The 16,324-nt window shown below is 45.8% G+C and carries 16 protein-coding genes; 3 read left to right on the top strand and 13 right to left on the bottom strand.

All coding sequences use genetic code 11. From position 1 onward, the window contains the following. Positions 1–13 precede the first annotated feature (13 nt). The 6 genes from mraY to FFM73_RS04010 all read right to left on the bottom strand — a co-directional run bounded on the left by mraY (position 14) and on the right by FFM73_RS04010 (position 5,481). The gene (gene mraY / locus FFM73_RS04035) at positions 14–973 is read right to left on the bottom strand and encodes a phospho-N-acetylmuramoyl-pentapeptide-transferase (protein WP_137630504.1); all 960 of its coding nucleotides are present in this window, start codon (positions 971–973) and stop codon (positions 14–16) included. Positions 974–1,004: 31 nt separating this feature from the next. Beyond that, on the bottom strand, positions 1,005–3,152 hold the full coding sequence (locus tag FFM73_RS04030; RefSeq protein ID WP_137630503.1) for a penicillin-binding transpeptidase domain-containing protein: 2,148 nt from the start codon (positions 3,150–3,152) through the stop codon (positions 1,005–1,007). Continuing rightward, positions 3,149–3,529, bottom strand: coding sequence for a cell division protein FtsL (gene ftsL, locus FFM73_RS04025; protein ID WP_137630502.1), 381 nt, complete (start codon positions 3,527–3,529; stop codon positions 3,149–3,151). The genes FFM73_RS04030 and ftsL overlap by 4 nt, the downstream gene beginning before the upstream one ends. Before the next feature lie 45 nt (positions 3,530–3,574). Further along, positions 3,575–4,516, bottom strand: a complete 942-nt coding sequence (rsmH, locus tag FFM73_RS04020) for a 16S rRNA (cytosine(1402)-N(4))-methyltransferase RsmH (RefSeq protein WP_137630501.1) — start codon at positions 4,514–4,516, stop codon at positions 3,575–3,577. Between the two features lie 27 nt (positions 4,517–4,543). Next, the gene (mraZ, locus tag FFM73_RS04015) at positions 4,544–4,975 is read right to left on the bottom strand and encodes a division/cell wall cluster transcriptional repressor MraZ (protein WP_137630500.1); all 432 of its coding nucleotides are present in this window, start codon (positions 4,973–4,975) and stop codon (positions 4,544–4,546) included. Positions 4,976–5,148: 173 nt separating this feature from the next. Continuing rightward, positions 5,149–5,481 (bottom strand): DUF3397 family protein, encoded by a 333-nt coding sequence (locus FFM73_RS04010; protein ID WP_171001196.1) that lies wholly within the window; start codon positions 5,479–5,481, stop codon positions 5,149–5,151. Positions 5,482–5,661: 180 nt separating this feature from the next. On the opposite strand from FFM73_RS04010, the gene FFM73_RS04005 reads away from it, so the two are divergent. After that, a complete protein-coding gene (locus FFM73_RS04005; RefSeq protein WP_089137010.1) occupies positions 5,662–5,784 on the top strand; it encodes a DUF4044 domain-containing protein in 123 nt (40 codons plus the stop codon). A gap of 100 nt (positions 5,785–5,884) precedes the next feature. Here FFM73_RS04005 and FFM73_RS04000 read toward each other — a convergent pair whose 3' ends face one another. After that, positions 5,885–8,215, bottom strand: coding sequence for a DNA translocase FtsK (locus tag FFM73_RS04000; protein WP_137630498.1), 2,331 nt, complete (start codon positions 8,213–8,215; stop codon positions 5,885–5,887). A gap of 27 nt (positions 8,216–8,242) precedes the next feature. After that, a complete protein-coding gene (locus FFM73_RS03995) occupies positions 8,243–8,758 on the bottom strand; it encodes a tRNA (cytidine(34)-2'-O)-methyltransferase (protein WP_054654739.1) in 516 nt (171 codons plus the stop codon). A gap of 399 nt (positions 8,759–9,157) precedes the next feature. Between FFM73_RS03995 and FFM73_RS03990 the strand changes: the two genes are divergently transcribed. Further along, a complete protein-coding gene (locus FFM73_RS03990) occupies positions 9,158–9,757 on the top strand; it encodes a copper homeostasis protein CutC (RefSeq protein ID WP_171001195.1) in 600 nt (199 codons plus the stop codon). A 72-nt stretch (positions 9,758–9,829) separates the two neighbouring features. On the opposite strand, the gene FFM73_RS03985 is transcribed toward FFM73_RS03990, so the two are convergent. From FFM73_RS03985 to yjbM, 3 genes are read right to left on the bottom strand one after another with little or no spacing between them, the layout of a single operon-like run. Next, on the bottom strand, positions 9,830–10,729 hold the full coding sequence (locus tag FFM73_RS03985) for an RluA family pseudouridine synthase (protein WP_137630496.1): 900 nt from the start codon (positions 10,727–10,729) through the stop codon (positions 9,830–9,832). Further along, entirely contained in the window at positions 10,722–11,525 is an 804-nt protein-coding gene (locus FFM73_RS03980; protein ID WP_137630495.1) for an NAD kinase, read from the bottom strand. The genes FFM73_RS03985 and FFM73_RS03980 overlap by 8 nt, the downstream gene beginning before the upstream one ends. Then, positions 11,525–12,181, bottom strand: a complete 657-nt coding sequence (yjbM, locus tag FFM73_RS03975; RefSeq protein ID WP_306418821.1) for a GTP diphosphokinase — start codon at positions 12,179–12,181, stop codon at positions 11,525–11,527. Before yjbM ends, FFM73_RS03980 begins: the two co-directional genes overlap by 1 nt. Before the next feature lie 319 nt (positions 12,182–12,500). Between yjbM and FFM73_RS03970 the strand changes: the two genes are divergently transcribed. Further along, positions 12,501–13,118 (top strand): DsbA family protein, encoded by a 618-nt coding sequence (locus tag FFM73_RS03970; protein WP_171001194.1) that lies wholly within the window; start codon positions 12,501–12,503, stop codon positions 13,116–13,118. Between the two features lie 65 nt (positions 13,119–13,183). On the opposite strand, the gene pepF is transcribed toward FFM73_RS03970, so the two are convergent. Continuing rightward, entirely contained in the window at positions 13,184–14,995 is a 1,812-nt protein-coding gene (pepF, locus tag FFM73_RS03965; RefSeq protein WP_137630493.1) for an oligoendopeptidase F, read from the bottom strand. A gap of 54 nt (positions 14,996–15,049) precedes the next feature. Further along, positions 15,050–16,099 (bottom strand): competence protein CoiA, encoded by a 1,050-nt coding sequence (locus FFM73_RS03960; protein WP_137630492.1) that lies wholly within the window; start codon positions 16,097–16,099, stop codon positions 15,050–15,052. Between the last annotated feature and the right edge of the window lie 225 nt (positions 16,100–16,324).

Genomic DNA, 16,324 nt, shown 5'->3' with positions numbered 1-16,324 from the left:
GCATGAAAAAGAACTACCACATGACCCAAATACCCGTAATAGCCGTTACTGCACTGATGCACCAGAACGTGATGTCAATTCGCCATTCGCTCCAGCCCTTCATTTCAAAATGATGATGAATTGGTGACATTAAGAAGATCCGTTTACCGGTCGTCTTAAATGAAATCACCTGTAAAATCACGCTGGCAGTTTCAATCACGTAGATCAAGCCGATCCACAACAGTGAAACCTCATGATGAACTAAGATCGAAACGGCAGCCAACGCGCCACCCAATGCCAATGAGCCCATATCACCCATAAAGATTTTAGCGGGCTTGTGATTGTAAATCAAGAAGGCCAACAGACCACCGACCACGGCAAGGCAAAACATCGCAACATCATATTGGTGCTGATGAAGCGCGATAATACCGTACGTGATAAATGAAATCGACCCGACACCAGCAACCAGGCCATCTAGCCCATCCGTTAAATTAACGGCGTTAGAAAAGCCAACCAGCCAGAATAAAATAAAGATGAAATAGCCGACTAAACCTAAATGAACGGCACCAAAACCGGGAATTTTAAGCAGTAGTGGCAAGCCTTCGTGTAAATAAACCGCGAAGAACACAGCTCCACCAATGATCTGCCCCAGTAATTTTTGCCAGGCTTTCAGCCCTTCGTTTTGACGCCGGAACAGTTTGATCGAGTCGTCCCACATCCCCAATAAGCCATAGAGGATCAGGATAAATAATAGGATCAACGCTACCGGATCAAGCTGGCCAAACACTAAACCAGCAATCAGTGTTGCGACAATGATGGCCAAAATAAACATTAAGCCACCCATCGTTGGTGTCCCCGATTTTTTCTCGTGCCAGGATGGTCCTTCTTCTCGGATCATTTGACCTTCATGTTTAGCGCGAAAATAACGGATCAATGCGGGCATAAACGCCGCAGTAAATATAAAACTAATTAGAAACGATACAACCGAACTCATAACTTTCTCCTCTTATACCCACAGAAGTGAGTTACTTTAAATGCACTGTTAATTTGTCAGACTCGTTAACTTGTTTACCAACGGCAATGCTTTGCTTGGTCACGAACCCGTTACCATCCGTCTTAACGTTCAATCCCAGCATCTGACCTAACCGCAAAACATCACTGGATGACCAACCGGTTAAAACTGGCATTTTAGGTGTCCCACCGGTGATTAAAATCACCCGCTGATGTGACATCATGACCTGACCAGAAATTGGCGATTGTTTCAACACGTGGTTGCCGTTACCGATCACGGTGACCTTATACCCTCTGGAAGTGAGGTCGTTTTTGGCACCGGAAGTTGAACGATTTACGTATGACAGCATCTTATCCGCTGCTTGATTGTTCGCCGTTGACGTGTCCTCTTGCAAGGCACGCTTCATGACGGGCTTAAACACATCCGCCATCAACTGAGTTGGTGTCTCGGTTCCCGGTAGATTCGGTTGTTTCATGGTGATGTACATAATATACTTAGGATTTTTAGCTGGCGCCATACCGGCTACTGAATAGAGATAACTATCATCCCCGCTTAAGTAACCTGATTTACCATTGCTGACTTGTGCAGTACCCGTCTTGGCTGCAATTCGAATACCCTTGATCTTGTAGTCAGAACCGATCCCGTATTTCTTATATACAACGTCTTGCATGTGTCCACGAACTGCCTTGGCAGTTGCTGCAGAGATTGGCTGCCCCACTTCTTTCTTACCATATGATTTAACAACTTTACCAGTATTAGGATCGACAATCTTACGAACTAAGTAAGGCTTTAACATTTTACCATTATTCCCGATAGCAGATAACCCCTGCATCATTTGAATTGCGGTCACCTGAATACCTTGGCCAAATGCCGTATCGGCTTGATCGATCGTATGGTTAAAGGCGATTCCACCGCTTTGCTCGCCAGGTAGACCAAACCCAGTTGGTTGTAAAAACTTAAACCGGTTGATATATTTTTTCCAGGTCTTGGCGCCCATTTGCTGTTCCAAATGAGCCATGGCAACGTTACTGGAAAGGGCAAACCCCTTGTTATAGGTGATGGTACCCCAGCCACCCGGATTCCAGTCAGGCACTGTCCGGCCGCCAACTTCATAGCGTCCAGACTGATAAGTGGCATTACCGTTGTAATTACCGCTATCAATAGAAGCTGCCATCGTAAAGACTTTCATGGTTGAACCGGGTTCATAGGAATCCTGGATCAACGTGTTGCGCCAGACTGAATTTAACCCTTTACCCGTTTGCGGATCAAAGGTCGGCCGTTGAGTAGCCGCCACAATAGCACCAGTTTTAGCGTTCATTAACACCGCGTTCAAGGTTTTAGAATGCGTCTTGTCCTGCAAAACGGACATTTGAGTTTCCAGTAATGTCTGCAGGCGACTATCAAGCGTCGTATACACATTATCTCCGTTACGCGGCTTACGGGCTTTTTGATTTGAACCCGGAATCTGGTAACCATTGTTATCCTGGCTGACTTTCTTAAAGCCATCAACACCCTTTAATAAGTCATTATCGGCACCTTCGATTCCCATCGTACCGACTAATTGTCCCTTAGCCGTAGCGGTGACGTTACCAATCAGGTGAGAAGCAAACACCCCGTTAGGATATAGTCGTGCTTGCCGTTGCACAAACGTCAGGCCGTGGATATGGGCTTGATCAATTTTTTCCTTAGTTGTTAATGAAATATTCTGCCCCGCAGCACCGAATTCAACCTGAAAGGCCTTTTTATTACTGGGTGTCAGATACGCTAACGCTTTTTGATCACTAATTGGCAAATACTTTGAGAGCACCCGAGCAGCCCTAGCTTTATTTGTCACATACATCGGCTTGCCGGCAATGGTTCGCTGATTTTTATCTAAAACCGCGTACAGTGAATAAGTACTGGTATCTTCGGCAATCGGCTGACTGGAAGCGTCATAGATCGTTCCCCGTTGCGCTTTTAGCGTATGATTAGCGGTATACAATTTTTTAGCTTGAGTACTTAAATTCACGTGTTCGACATTTTTACCAATGGCGATATAAGAAAAACGACCAATGAATAGCACCAGTGCGAAGGTGAAAATCACCAGTAGGGTTCGTCCAAAAACCCGCTGATTGCGTCGCACTTGTTTGCTAGTCACCGTTCGTTTAGGTGATTGTTTCATTTATTCACATTCCTTACTTTACTATTCGAAAGTGTCATGCCGTTTGCTTTAGCAACTTTTTCCAATCTGGAGCGGTTCAGCAATTCATTAATGGTCTGCCGATCATTCGTATTTTTGTTTTCAAGACTCGCGATCCGCGTATCCACATCCTGCAGATGCTGTTGCGCCGTTGAGACCCCGATTTTAGTGCTGACCAGCCACAGCATCATACCAATTATCAGTACGCCCCCCACTGTGAGTAAACACTTTTCAAATCTGGAAACTGGCAGCTTCTTCGGAACACTGACAGCCTGTTTTGAAGATCTATGTAATGGAACTTGAGGCTGTTTAGGCAGTGTTTGCGGTTGATATTGAGTTGCTAAGTTATTTTGAGCCATACTTGATCATCATCCTATCCCTTAAAATATTAAATTATAATTTCGTCATTTTTGTTCGATTACGCGTAACTTAGCACTATGCGCACGATGATTTTCAACTAACTCTTCCTCGTTAGGTATAATGGGCTTGCGCGTGATCAGTTTAAAATCGGGCTGCATGTTATCCGGAATCACTGGTAACCCAGCTGGCAAGTCAGGTAAACTGCTCTTTTCCTTAAACATAGTTTTAACTAGACGATCCTCCAAAGACTGGAACGTAATGACGCAAATCCGACCCCCCGGATTCAGTAACGTCAATGCTTGTTCCAAAGATGTTTCAAGTGCTGAAAGTTCATCGTTGACCGCAATTCGAATGGCCTGAAAAACCTTCTTCGCCGGGTGACCGCCATGTCGCCGGGCGGCTGCCGGAATTGCCTCTTTGATCAGCTCAACCAGCTCACCAGTTGTTTCAATGGGCTTCTTTTCACGGGCAGCTTCAATCCGCCGAGCAATTGACTTGGCAAACTTTTCTTCGCCATACCGGTAAAAGATGCGGACCAGTTCCTGGTAAGACCATTGATTGACCACGGTTTGTGCAGTCAATGGTGCGCTTTGATCCATACGCATATCTAACGGTGCGTCATACCGGTAACTGAACCCCCGGTCGGCATCGTCGAACTGCGGGGACGAAACTCCCAAATCATACAAGATACCATCAACGTGATCGACTTGCTGATCTACCAGTGATTGTTTTAAATCCCTAAAGTTTGCGTGAATCAAGGTCAATCGCTTAGCCGAAATCTCAGTTGCTAACTGTTCTTGATTATAGTCAATCGCGGTTTCATCTTGATCAAACGAATACAAGTGACCGGTCGTCAGTTCCGTCAGGATTTTATGCGTATGACCGCCGCCACCAAGCGTACAGTCAACATATGTACCGTCTGGATGAACGTTGAGTTCACGGACGGCCTCATTTAATAATACTGTGCGGTGATGAAACTCTGCCATAGTTCTTCTCCTTGTCTAATGCTCAAATTACAGATCAAAATCAATTAAATTTTCAGCAATATCATCAAAATTATCCTCCGCTTTTTCAGCAAAGGCCTGCCAGCGCTTTTGGCTCCAAATTTCAAAGCGGTCTGAAACGCCAACAATGACACATTGTTTTTCCAGTTCAGCATGTTTAATCAACGCTTGGGGCAGGTTTACCCGCCCCTGCTTATCAAGTGAACACGTCGTCGCTGCCGAGTAAAAGAACCGCACAAAAGCCCGCGCATCACGCTTGTTCAATGGCAATGCACTTAAACGCTTTTGCACAACCGCCCATTGGGACATTGGATAGCCAAACAGGCAGCCGTCCATACCCCGAGTGATGACGAATTCTTTACCTAACTGATCACGAAATTTGGCTGGAATAATTAGCCGTCCCTTAGTGTCAATCGAATGCTCAAATTCACCCATGAACATTCGATTCACCCCCTAATACAGCTATTTTAACTAAAGTTTACCACAGCTCCCCACTTTCTACCACAACTCCCCAAACATTAATGACACAAATTAAAAAAAATTAAAAAAAAACCGTTCAAACCATGTTTGAACGGGGAAAGTTTGGGATAGTGTGTAATGCTTCACATAAATAATTATCTGATTAAGACCCGAATAAGTGTCACTAGATAAGCTAAAAGTAATAAAATATCGGTCATTCGCCAGTAAAAAAGCAGAAATTTATTCCAAAGCAGTTCACCTTTGGAAAATCCCCACCATAACGTCAGGATAATTGAGATCACCATCCAGATGAATACGATCGCAGCAAACCAAGGGTCAGCCCAGGTATGGGACAGCTGCCAAATAAACCAAAGACTAAGCAGCGGCAAGCAGTCGATTGGACGCAATCTTGGTCGTTGCGCTTTGGGGATGAGGTTTCTAAATACCCGTAAAATAAACAGGACTGCTATCAAGATAATAATTTGCATGATCATTGGTCCCACTATAGTCCGTCCCTTCGCTTATTTGCCATGGTTACCATCGTTAACGCACAAGGGAAATTTTACCGCAATCTTCCCTTTAAAATCAAGAAAATTTCCATTCTCATTGCAATTCTTTATTGACCACGTTAAACTATTTGAAGTAAACAGATGAAAAGTGGTGCGAATATGCAGAAAAAACAAAAATCAACCTTTCAAAAAATCACAATGGTCCTAGTCTGGATCATGATTATTGCAACTTTAGGCTCATTAGTTGCCAGTGCCCTCCAAGCAATTGGTGTGTTCGGCTAAACTAATGGTGGGGCTGTGCCCCATTTTAAAAATTAAAGCTTCTGAAGGACGTCTGTCAATGGCGCCTTCAGAAGCTTTTTTAATCTTTTTAACAACCTAATTAAGCATCCGAGTCTTTTTGTTTGTACACCTTGCGTGGTTTGCTGCCGTCTTGCGGACCAATAAAACCACCTTGTTCCAGATCATCGATCAATCTAGCTGCGCGGTTGTAGCCAATCCGGAAATGGCGTTGCAGCAGCGAGGTACTGGCCTTTTGCTGATCAACCACGAACTGCAGGGCATCATCAAATAAATCGTCATCCGAATGCGCCTCATCCTCCGAGATTTCTTCGTCACTCACCATCATCGCCTCATCATACTCGGCGGTCTGCTGGTTGCGAATGAAATCCGTGACATGCTGGACATCCTGATCCGGAATATAGGCCCCCTGAATCCGTGTCGGTGAGTTTTGGTCAACTGGCATATAAAGCATATCGCCACGGCCTAACAGTTTCTCAGCCCCGTTTGAATCCAGGATAGTTCGTGAATCAACCCCACTGGAAACAGCGAAGGCCATTCTAGAAGGCACGTTAGCTTTAATTAACCCAGTAATAACATCTACCGAAGGCCGTTGAGTGGCCAGAATCATATGAATACCAGCCGCCCGGCCCATTTGAGCCAGCCGAATAATGGCGTCCTCGACTTCATTGGAAACGGTCATCATCAAGTCGGCCAATTCATCAACGATCACCACGATGTATGGTAACGTTGGTAACGGCTTATCTGCCGTTTGATTTTGAGTCTTAATAAACTGGTTGTACCCCGATATCTTCCGTTGACCAGCCTTAGCAAACAAATCATAACGCTGCTCCATTTCATGAACCACTTTATGCAGGGCCTTAGCCGCTTTCTTCGGGTCTGAGACCACTGGTGTCAGTAAGTGGGGAATGCCATTATAGACGCTTAATTCGACCTTTTTAGGATCGATCAGCATCAACTTGACCTGACTGGGCCTAGCGTTCATCAGGATACTCGTGATGATGCCATTGATTGCCACCGATTTCCCACTACCAGTTGACCCGGCAATGAGCAGGTGCGGCATTTTGGTGAGATCCATGTTGATGACTTTACCGGTCACATCCCGGCCCAACGGCACTTCCAGTAAATGAGCGGGGCCGTGTGTGACCGCCTCGCTGACATCACGAAATGAAACCGTCGAAATTTCTTTATTGGGGACTTCGATTCCAATTAATGATTTTCCAGGAATCGGTGCCTCAATTCTAATTTCCTTAGCAGCAAGCGCAAGGGCTAGATCATCCGCCAGATTAACGATGCGTGACACTTTCACGCCAATGGCTGGGTGCAGCTCATACTCGGTTACGGAAGGGCCTAGATTAACGTGTTTAATTTCAGCATCGACCCCAAAGCTATCCAACGTTTTTTTCAGAATTTTAGTGTTTTTTTCAATCGTTTTGTAGTCGTCTTGCTGATCTTTTTGTGGGATCGGCGTTAACAGGTCCGTTCCCGGCAACTGATAATTGGGATCATCCCCCACAGCAGCAATCATTGTGGACGCAGGATCTTCAGTCTGCGTCTCAGAGTCCGTTGCAGACGGCTGTTCCGGTTCATTTTTGCGGGTTGCCACACTAATGGGAATGGCCGGCTTTTCTGCCGGTGGTTCAACACTGGCCTTCCGCTCAGCTACTGGGATTGGCAAGTCTTTCTCAGTGGTTACCGTTTGCTTAACCGGTTTTGACCGTGTCGGCTGTTTAGCTGACTTTAATTGCGTTTGTTTAAGCTTAGCCACTGCACCGGTCAATGAATGACCCATCAAGGTTAAACCATGCCCCAGCCAGTGACTAGCGGCTTGAATCCAGGTTAGGAGCTGAGCGCCGGAAACGTTAAACGCAACCATCACCCCAGCCAGTATCAGCAAAACGGCAATGACCTTAGCACCGCCAAACGCCACGAGAAAATGGGTGACCGTCAGCAGCACCGCCCCGATGGTTCCCCCACCGACTGCCGTATTAACACTGCTGTTGGCCAGATCACTCCCCAGCAATTGCCAGGTATAGCTCAAAAAAACAGTATGCTGGTCTTCGGACAAGAATAGATCCACCTGCAGCCACAGCAAAATACCGAGGTACATCAACCCCAGGCTCCAAAGCCAGCGCCCAGAAATTTTGGGCAGCCGTCCCGTGATTAATAATGCCAGTCCGACTGCTACCCCAACTAAACTGATCAGCGGGTAGGTATCCCCAACGGCAAAGCGAATTAAATTGGCCACTAACTCACCAATAAATCCCGCCTTAAAAAACGCCAAAAGGCACAAAGTTAACAGGATCAGGCCCACTGCATTGGCGGTATAAGAAACGTTTTTTTGACGTCCCTTTTTACGCCGGTTAGTCGACTTAGTGGTTCGACGGCGTGCGGTCTTTCGTTTTTGTGCCAAAATGTTCACCCCTATTAATTAATCAGCTTACTTTAGTTTATCATTTTCATAGTGGTGTTCGAGCTCTAATTTAGGAAAGTTTTGCTGACGCAGAATTTCGTAGATCACAATGGCAGCCGAATTAGAGAGGTTCAACGCGCGAATATGCGTATCATCTTGAGGAATCCGGATTGCCTGTTCGCTGTGCTTGCGCATAAATGGTTCTGGCAACCCAGTAGTTTCCTTACCAAACATGAAGTAGTAATCACCATTTTCAACATCCGTGTAATCGTGCTGCGTGTAAGCAAATTCCGCGAACTTAGAGACTAAGAACAGCCGCTTAACGTCTGGAACCGTACTCATAAATTCCTGTAAGTTTTTGTGATAACGAATGTCAACCTTATCCCAATAATCTAAGCCAGCCCGTTTGAGATGCGCATCGTCAACGGAAAAGCCCAAGGGTTCAATCAGATCTAAGATCGTATCCGTCCCGGCACAGGTTCTGGCAATGTTACCAGTATTAGCTGGCATTAAAGGTTCAAATAAGACAATATGATTGGACATAGTTATGCTCCCTTTGATAAAAGTTATAAAAGTCACCGCATAAAAAAACGCAACCCCTCGGTGTCAGCACGGCGAGGAACTGCGTTAATGAAGTGCAAATTCGACAATGGCTGACGATTTCTCGACATCCGCTCCCGAACGATTTCTCAATAGTAAATATAACGCGAATTTATAAAGAATGCAAGGGGGTTCATGGAATGAACTGGCAGTCTGAAAAAGTCCGTTATAGCAAGCGCTTACACTATTACCTTTAGCTTATAATTACCGAGTTATCCCTAGCCCCAATCACTATTTACGGGAAATTATTATAAATGTCGTCTTGACCGGTCACATCAAACTCAAAAATTGCTATAATGACTCTTAGATTAAAAACAGAGTAAAGTTAAAAGGAGACTTATCTTGAAATTTATTGAACCGCTTGTTAATAACTACCGCCAATTGACCCAGGCCATTAACGACCAGACTACCCGCGTCACGATTGCAGCTGATGGCACTACGCCCAGCAAAGGCACGATAGCCGAAGCCACCCTTTACGCCCACGAACACGAACTATCCCTAGCCGTTTTAATCCGGCCCCGAACTGGTGATGCCAGCTATAGCGACCCTGAATTAAAGATCATGGAAGCCGATATTTTAGCAGCTCAGCAACTGGGAGCTGATGCTGTCATCGTGGCTGCCCTCACCCCTGAACATCAATTGGACACTGAAGCCATGGCCAACTTGATTGCAGCAGCCGGTGGTATGTCGATCACCTTTGGCACGGCCGTCGATGATCTGGCCGACAGTGACCAGGCTGATGCCCTGAAGTGGCTGGCCGATAACGGTGTTGACCGCATCTTAACGCACTTAACCGGCAAGGCCAACACTGCTCGGTTATCACGGCTGAATAACGTGGCTCAGGCTGCTAACCTACAGTTAGTGGTCTTAAGTGATGATGACACACAATCCAGCCAGTTAAATGAACAGCTGAATTTAAGCTACTTTCTTCAGGAAAAATAAACGCCTCAATTGACTAAAGGTCCCTGCTACTCAGAAAACAACTGAATAGCAGGGACCTTTTTAATTGTCTTCTTAAAGCTGACTTTCATGTTCGATCAGCGTGGCCAGATCTGCTGGCATCGGCGCGTAACAGGTGATCTGTTTTTGCGCAAACGGATTATAAAAACTGACTGACGCACAATGCAACGCCTGTCGATGAATCCAGGGATTAGTCTGCTGACCATATAAGAAGTCCCCAACTAATGGGTGGCCGATACTGGCCATATGCACTCTGATCTGATGAGTTCGACCCGTGTGTAAACGGATTCGTAATAATGTTGATGCTGACATCCGTTTAGCAACCCAATACTCAGTCTGAGCGGCGCGGCCATCAGCCCTCACCATCCGTTTGATAAATGAACCGGGCTCTCGGCCAATCGGTGCATCAATCACAGCGTGTTTAGCCTTGATCACCCCAGTAACAACGCAGAAATAGGTCTTTTTTAGACTATGCTGCTTCAGCTGGGTGTCTAATACCGTGTGGGCAAAGTGGTGCTTTGCAAAAATTACGATGCCGCTGGTTTCGCGATCTAGTCGCGTCACGATATGGGTCACCTGACTGGCTGCGTGCGTCCGTATCAAATACCCCTTTACCCGGTTGACCAGGGAATCATCAGCATAAATATGCGAGGGTACTGAGGCCACCTCAGCAGGCTTATTGACTACCAAAAAATGGGCGTCTTCATAGAGAATTTCCAGCGGTGTATTGGAGACCTGGATATGATCACTGGGAATCTCCGGTGGCAAGGTCACTTCTAAGCGCTGACCCGAATGCATCTTATAGGTCACTCGAACACGCTCACCATCAACGCAAATGCGACCGCCCGAAAACTTAATTTGTTTTAACAGGTTTCTGCTGATGCCTTGCTGGCGCATGAAGGTCCGCACGAAAATCGGCGAATCACCAGTGTACTGCCAATCAAATTTAATCAATCGGCTTTACCCCAATGAAGGATTCTGAAACCCGTTTCCAAAACTGCGTATGCCGGTATTGGGCAAACGCGATCCGTTGTTTCGAGATCCGGTAGGTCACCGATTTTATTTGCCGCTTTTCGACCACTTCTTGATCACAAGTCATCAAATTTTCATCTAACTCCACCGGCTCAATACGCACCCATTCCTGAGGCGAAATGATAATGGGTGAACCTAGTGTTCGAAAGACCCGGTTATTGATCGAAGCAATCTCTGATACTTGAACCACATTCAGTTCGGAACTGACCACAGCACCGCCCGCTGATTTATTATAGGCCGTAGATCCGGTTGGCGTCGACACGCAAAGACCGTCCCCGCGGAACAGTTCAAACAGCTGGTCTTTAATGTAGACGTTTGCCAGCATGGTTCCCGTCAGCTTCTTAAGCGTTGATTCATTTAATGCCAGCATGCTTTGCTTCTTGCCATCACTATATTCAATCAAGATATCCAGTAGCGGATAGCTGACACTTTGCCCGTTATCATGTGCTAAACTATCGATCAACTCATCGACTTCGTAATCCCGCCAGTCCGTATAAAAGCCTAAATGGCCGGTGTGAATGCCGACAAACCGAATATTGGCAAGCTGCTTTTCATAATGGTGAAACGCCGACAGCAAAGTGCCATCACCGCCAACCGTAATCAAAATATCAGGATTGTCATTATCCAAAACTAAGTGTTCGGCCTTGATTTTGGACTTCAACGCATTTGAGACCCGCGTTGAAGCTGAACCTGGATTACTAAAAATTCCAATTTTCATCACTGATCATCCTTCTTATTAGGCGGCTGCGGCTCTGAGCCCTTACCGTACGAAAATAAATGCTGAGCTTCCTGAATCTCTTCTCTGATCTCCGACATCTCGGTATCCAGTTTAAAAGCGGCTTCCCCGGCACGCTGCAGTCTGGCACTCAGTTCTTCAGGAAATTCGCCTTGATATTTATAGTTCAACGAGTGTTCAATAGTCGCCCAAAAGTTCATGGCTAGCGTGCGGACTTGAACCTCGGCTAAAATCTTCTTTTCGCCAGTCACCATCTGAACCGGATATTCGATCACAATGTGATAGGAGCGATAACCGCTGGGCTTTTCATTGTGAATATAATCACGTTCTTCAAGAATCGTCATATCAGACCGCTTTCTCAGCAGATCAACAACTTGATAAATATCTTCAACGAACTGACACATGATCCGTAATCCGGCAATATCTTGCATATCTTGTTCCAGCCGTTCTTCAGAAACGTGGCGTCGGTTCATCTTTTCTTTGATACTGTCTACTGGCTTCACCCTGCCGGTCACAAATTCAATGGGTGAACGCTGATTTTTGTTTTGAAATTGCTTGCGCATTCCCCTTAATTTTACTTTTAATTCATCCACTGCCTGATTATAAGGCAGCAAAAAATGATTCCAATTGTCAATCAAGCTGTTCACCTCGATATGGTTTCAATTGATTGTAGTTTGTTTTACAAACAGACTTTATTTTAGCATATTTTCGCTTAGGTTGGGTCGTCTAACCCTAGAAGAATTCGTCAGCTTACCTGACCACCCATCTTGGGGAAATAATTATTTGTATAACAACGGAAAACAGTATCACCTATGACAACGGTCTTTGAAACCGATTTCGCCCTTCCCAGTTGCATTTACATAGCCTAAATCCTTGCATTTCGCTCAAAATGCTTTATGATTATTTTTGACTAAAGGTCGTTTACTAAGTAACGGCTAATTAATGGAGGAAATTACTTTGCTGGAAGTATATCTATTTATCAACCCATTAGGCAGTCGCTGTATGAAGTCGGAAAAGAGTATTTTACGTCTCGCTGATCAAATTTTTGGCGATATTTCTTATCAATTTATTCCGCTACTGAATCCGCACATGATTGATCAGCACCTCAAAGTGACCAATCAAGACTGTCATAACTTAAATTTACGCAATGAACAATTTAATCTGCATTACCGCATTATCTTAGATTATAAGGCTGCCCTTTTTCAGGGAAAGAAAAAGGGTCGACTCTTTTTATTGACACTGCAAAATCAATTGGTTCAACAGGGACAGCCCTACTCTGAAAAATTAGTTTTGGAAGTTGCTAAGCACGTCCATCTCGACCTTTCGATGTTTACTGAAGATCGTAACTCCGAATTAGCGCGCCGAGCCTTTCAAGCCGATCAGCGATTAGCTTCCGAAATGGAGGTTGCTGACCCTTCCACCGCAGTTTTATACAACGCGAACGTTTCCGATTGCGGTCTTAAGTTGCCAGACGTGACCTATCAAGGGCTATACGAAATTTGTGAAAACAACGGTCTACTGGCAAAACAAGCGCTGGAACATCAAAAATCAACGCCTAATTTGCATGTCCTTTGAAATCGAATACGCAACCAAAAAAGCGATCTGCATTTTTGCAGGTCGCCTTTTTTGATGGCACTCAATCACATGGTTTTAGCCAGTTTTTCGAATTGATTCAAGCGTTTTTCAAACTCAGCAAAAGCTTGATCCAGATAGTCGGTCCGGGTCATATCGACCCCCGCCTTGCGCATCACGTTGATCGGATAATCTGAACTGCCGGATTTCAAGTAGTTCAGGTAAGCCTCTCGCTTACTGTCATCTCCACTGGTGATCCGCTGGGCCAATGTATTGGCAGCCGCGAACCCCGTTGCGTATTGATAAACGTAGTAGTTGTAATAGAAATGCGGGATGCGGGCCCACTCATCCGCAATTTCTGGATCTGAGATGACCGCATCACCATAGTATTTTTGATTCAGCTCCAAATAATGCTGACTGAGGTATTCTGCGGTCAGCGGCTGACCGGCCGCGTCCTGTTCATGAATAAAGTGTTCAAATTCAGCAAACTGTGTCTGACGGAAGACGGTCCCCTTGAACCCGTCCAAATAATGGTTCAGCACGAAGGCCTGCACCTGCTCATCCGAATAGGTTTTCAGCAGATAATCAGTGAGTAATGTTTCGTTAGTCGTGGAAGCAATTTCCGCCACAAAAATGGAGTAATCCCCGTACTGATAAGGTTGGTTATGGGTCGTGTAGTAACTGTGCATACTGTGACCCATTTCATGAACCAGCGTAAACAAACTCTCCAGGTTATCCTGCCAGTTCAATAAAATGTAGGGTGCGGTATCATACATCCCGGAAGAATAAGCTCCCGAGCGCTTGCCCTTGTTTTCAACCACGTCGATCCAGCGGGAATCAAAGGCGGTTTTGACGTGACTGATATAATCCGGCCCTAATACCGCCAATGCTTTGAGTGCCTCGGCCTTGGCTTCATCAAAGGTATAGGATAATTGCGGTTCGCCAGTGATTGGTGTATAGAGATCATACATGTGCAGTTCTGGCAGGTTTAAGATTTGTTTCCGTAAGGCCACGTACCGGTGCAGCAACGGCAAATGATCGTTAACGCTGGTCACCAGTGAATCAAATACGCTGGTTGGAATATGGTTGCCACTCATAGCTGCTTGTCTGGCATCATCGTAATGGTGAACGGAAGCTTCAAAATTGTGCGTTTTTACGTTTCCTGAAAGGGTCGCTGCCAGCGTATGCCGAAATTGGTGATAAACGGCGTACAGCTGCTTAAAGGCCATTTGACGAACTTCTGGTTTTGTCGATTGAATCAGCTGATCATAAACACCTTGTGACAGTTGGACGGTCCCGCCGTCATTATCCTCCACCACCGGGAATTCCAGATCGGCATCGTTTAAGACGTCAAAGGTGTTGCTAGAAGCACTCAACGCGTCGCCAGCCTGCGCCAATAATTTTTCAGCAGCCGGCGTTAATACGTGCGCCCGTTCATCCGTAATGGTCCGCAGATAATGCTCATAAGGCTTCAAATCGGCATCCGTCTTGATCCAGTCATCAAGCGTGGCTGGCGCGACAGCTAATAGTTCAGGTTCAAACCAGGCAATGTTGCTTTCGAGTTTCGTCAGCATACTTTGCGTCTTACCGCTGAGATTCTGGTTAGCCGCGTTCGTCGTATCCTGATCATGCTTCAAAGAAGCGTAAACGTAGAGCTTTTCTGCCGGCCGAATAGTGGCCATGATCGTTTGAATCACGGATAAAAGTGCCTTTGAACTTTGTGCTAACTGCCCTTCTAACTTGGATAACCCATTAATTTGAGTCATGACGGTCTCAAAGGCCTGATTAAAGGCCTGGTCATTTTGATAAATGGGAGTCAGGTCCCAGGTTAAACTTGGGTCGACCTGATCTCGAGTTGGTAATTGCTTAACATCTGCCAACGACAGCACTTCCTTTTCATCGAAATTTGTTACTGTCCATAGAATACCACATGACTAGTGTGGTAAAGCAACCAATTGCCACGCCTTTTCGTCAAGCATCTTTAAAATACCCTGGTGTTCTAGTAAGGTAACGTAGCGTTGCAACTGTCGCTCCCAGCTGACAACGACCTGCTGTACCGTGCATTGAATGAGCTGAGTCTCATCAAAATAAGGTCTGATCTGCGCCACCCACTTTTCGAGGTCAGATTGTTCGATCAGCGACCCCATTGGCCGTTCTCGCAGCAAAATGGTCATCAACGCAGCCCAAATAACGGGCGAATCACAGATCACAGGTTCAGTAGCCGTCAACTGATAGCAAATTGCCGGAATGGCCTGTAACAATCCATGATGTTCATAGCAGAACTGCTGCAGTTTTAGCCATTTTGGCAGTTTATAGTACAACCCCATCTGAACCTGGCGCTGCAGTTTTTGGGCAACTGTATGGCTCGTCGTTAGGGTGGTCTTGGCATACTGCTGACCATTACTGGCTTTCGTCCACCCTTGTAATTGGCCAGCCCCATCTACAGTGAGGTGATGCCAAATAATTAAACTTTGCTGGCGGGTCTCCCAGAAAATCAAATACCAACCTAATTTGTCAGAATACTGCAGCCATTTTTCAGCCTGCCGGACCGTCTTGATTTTCTGTAAATAATCTACGCCCAAGATCCACAGTACTTCCAGTCCAAACTGGCTGTAGCCTAGGTTTCGCTGCTGTAATCTACTGACTGGTATCACTGAACACTGGTATTCAATCGCCAGGTTCCGGTCAGCTCGCTTCAATAACAGATCTGGGCGTTGCGCCAGCGCCTGTATGTACGGCTCCAACTCAACGTGACTACTGCCAAAATAGTCGGCGAGCTGCCACTTACCCGTCAAATGCGCCTGCGATTCCGATTCGCTAAAGGGCCGGCAAACAGAATTCGGGCGGTGCGCGAAGTGCGCCACCATACGCGTCCCCCGTTTTAAGATCACCTGTTCTTGGCAGCTAGGACAAAAATAAGCCTGCTTGCGCTGAGCATCACCGGCTTGAACCTGAACATCTTGCTTCGTACGTGCGGTTAGCATCTGATCACCTGCTCTCCTTTGGCGGTTTACAGTTAACTACGCAAAACGGCCAGTCGCAATTTTCGGGTCTAAGCTTTTTAGTGTTGATTAAGTTCAACACTGAGAAACTTAGGCCTGTTTTTTTGCAAAAAAGGACACCTAGTCTCCCAGGCGTTATACTTTACAGCGACCAAACCAAAAGTAAAGGCAGGGAAATTAAATGTCCAATATTAATATTACACTAGA

Origin of the sequence: Secundilactobacillus hailunensis (assembly GCF_005405185.1) — a bacterium.
Lineage (GTDB): Bacteria > Bacillota > Bacilli > Lactobacillales > Lactobacillaceae > Secundilactobacillus > Secundilactobacillus hailunensis.
Note: the sequence above shows the minus strand (reverse complement) of the source record. Positions and strands in the feature narration are given on the sequence as shown.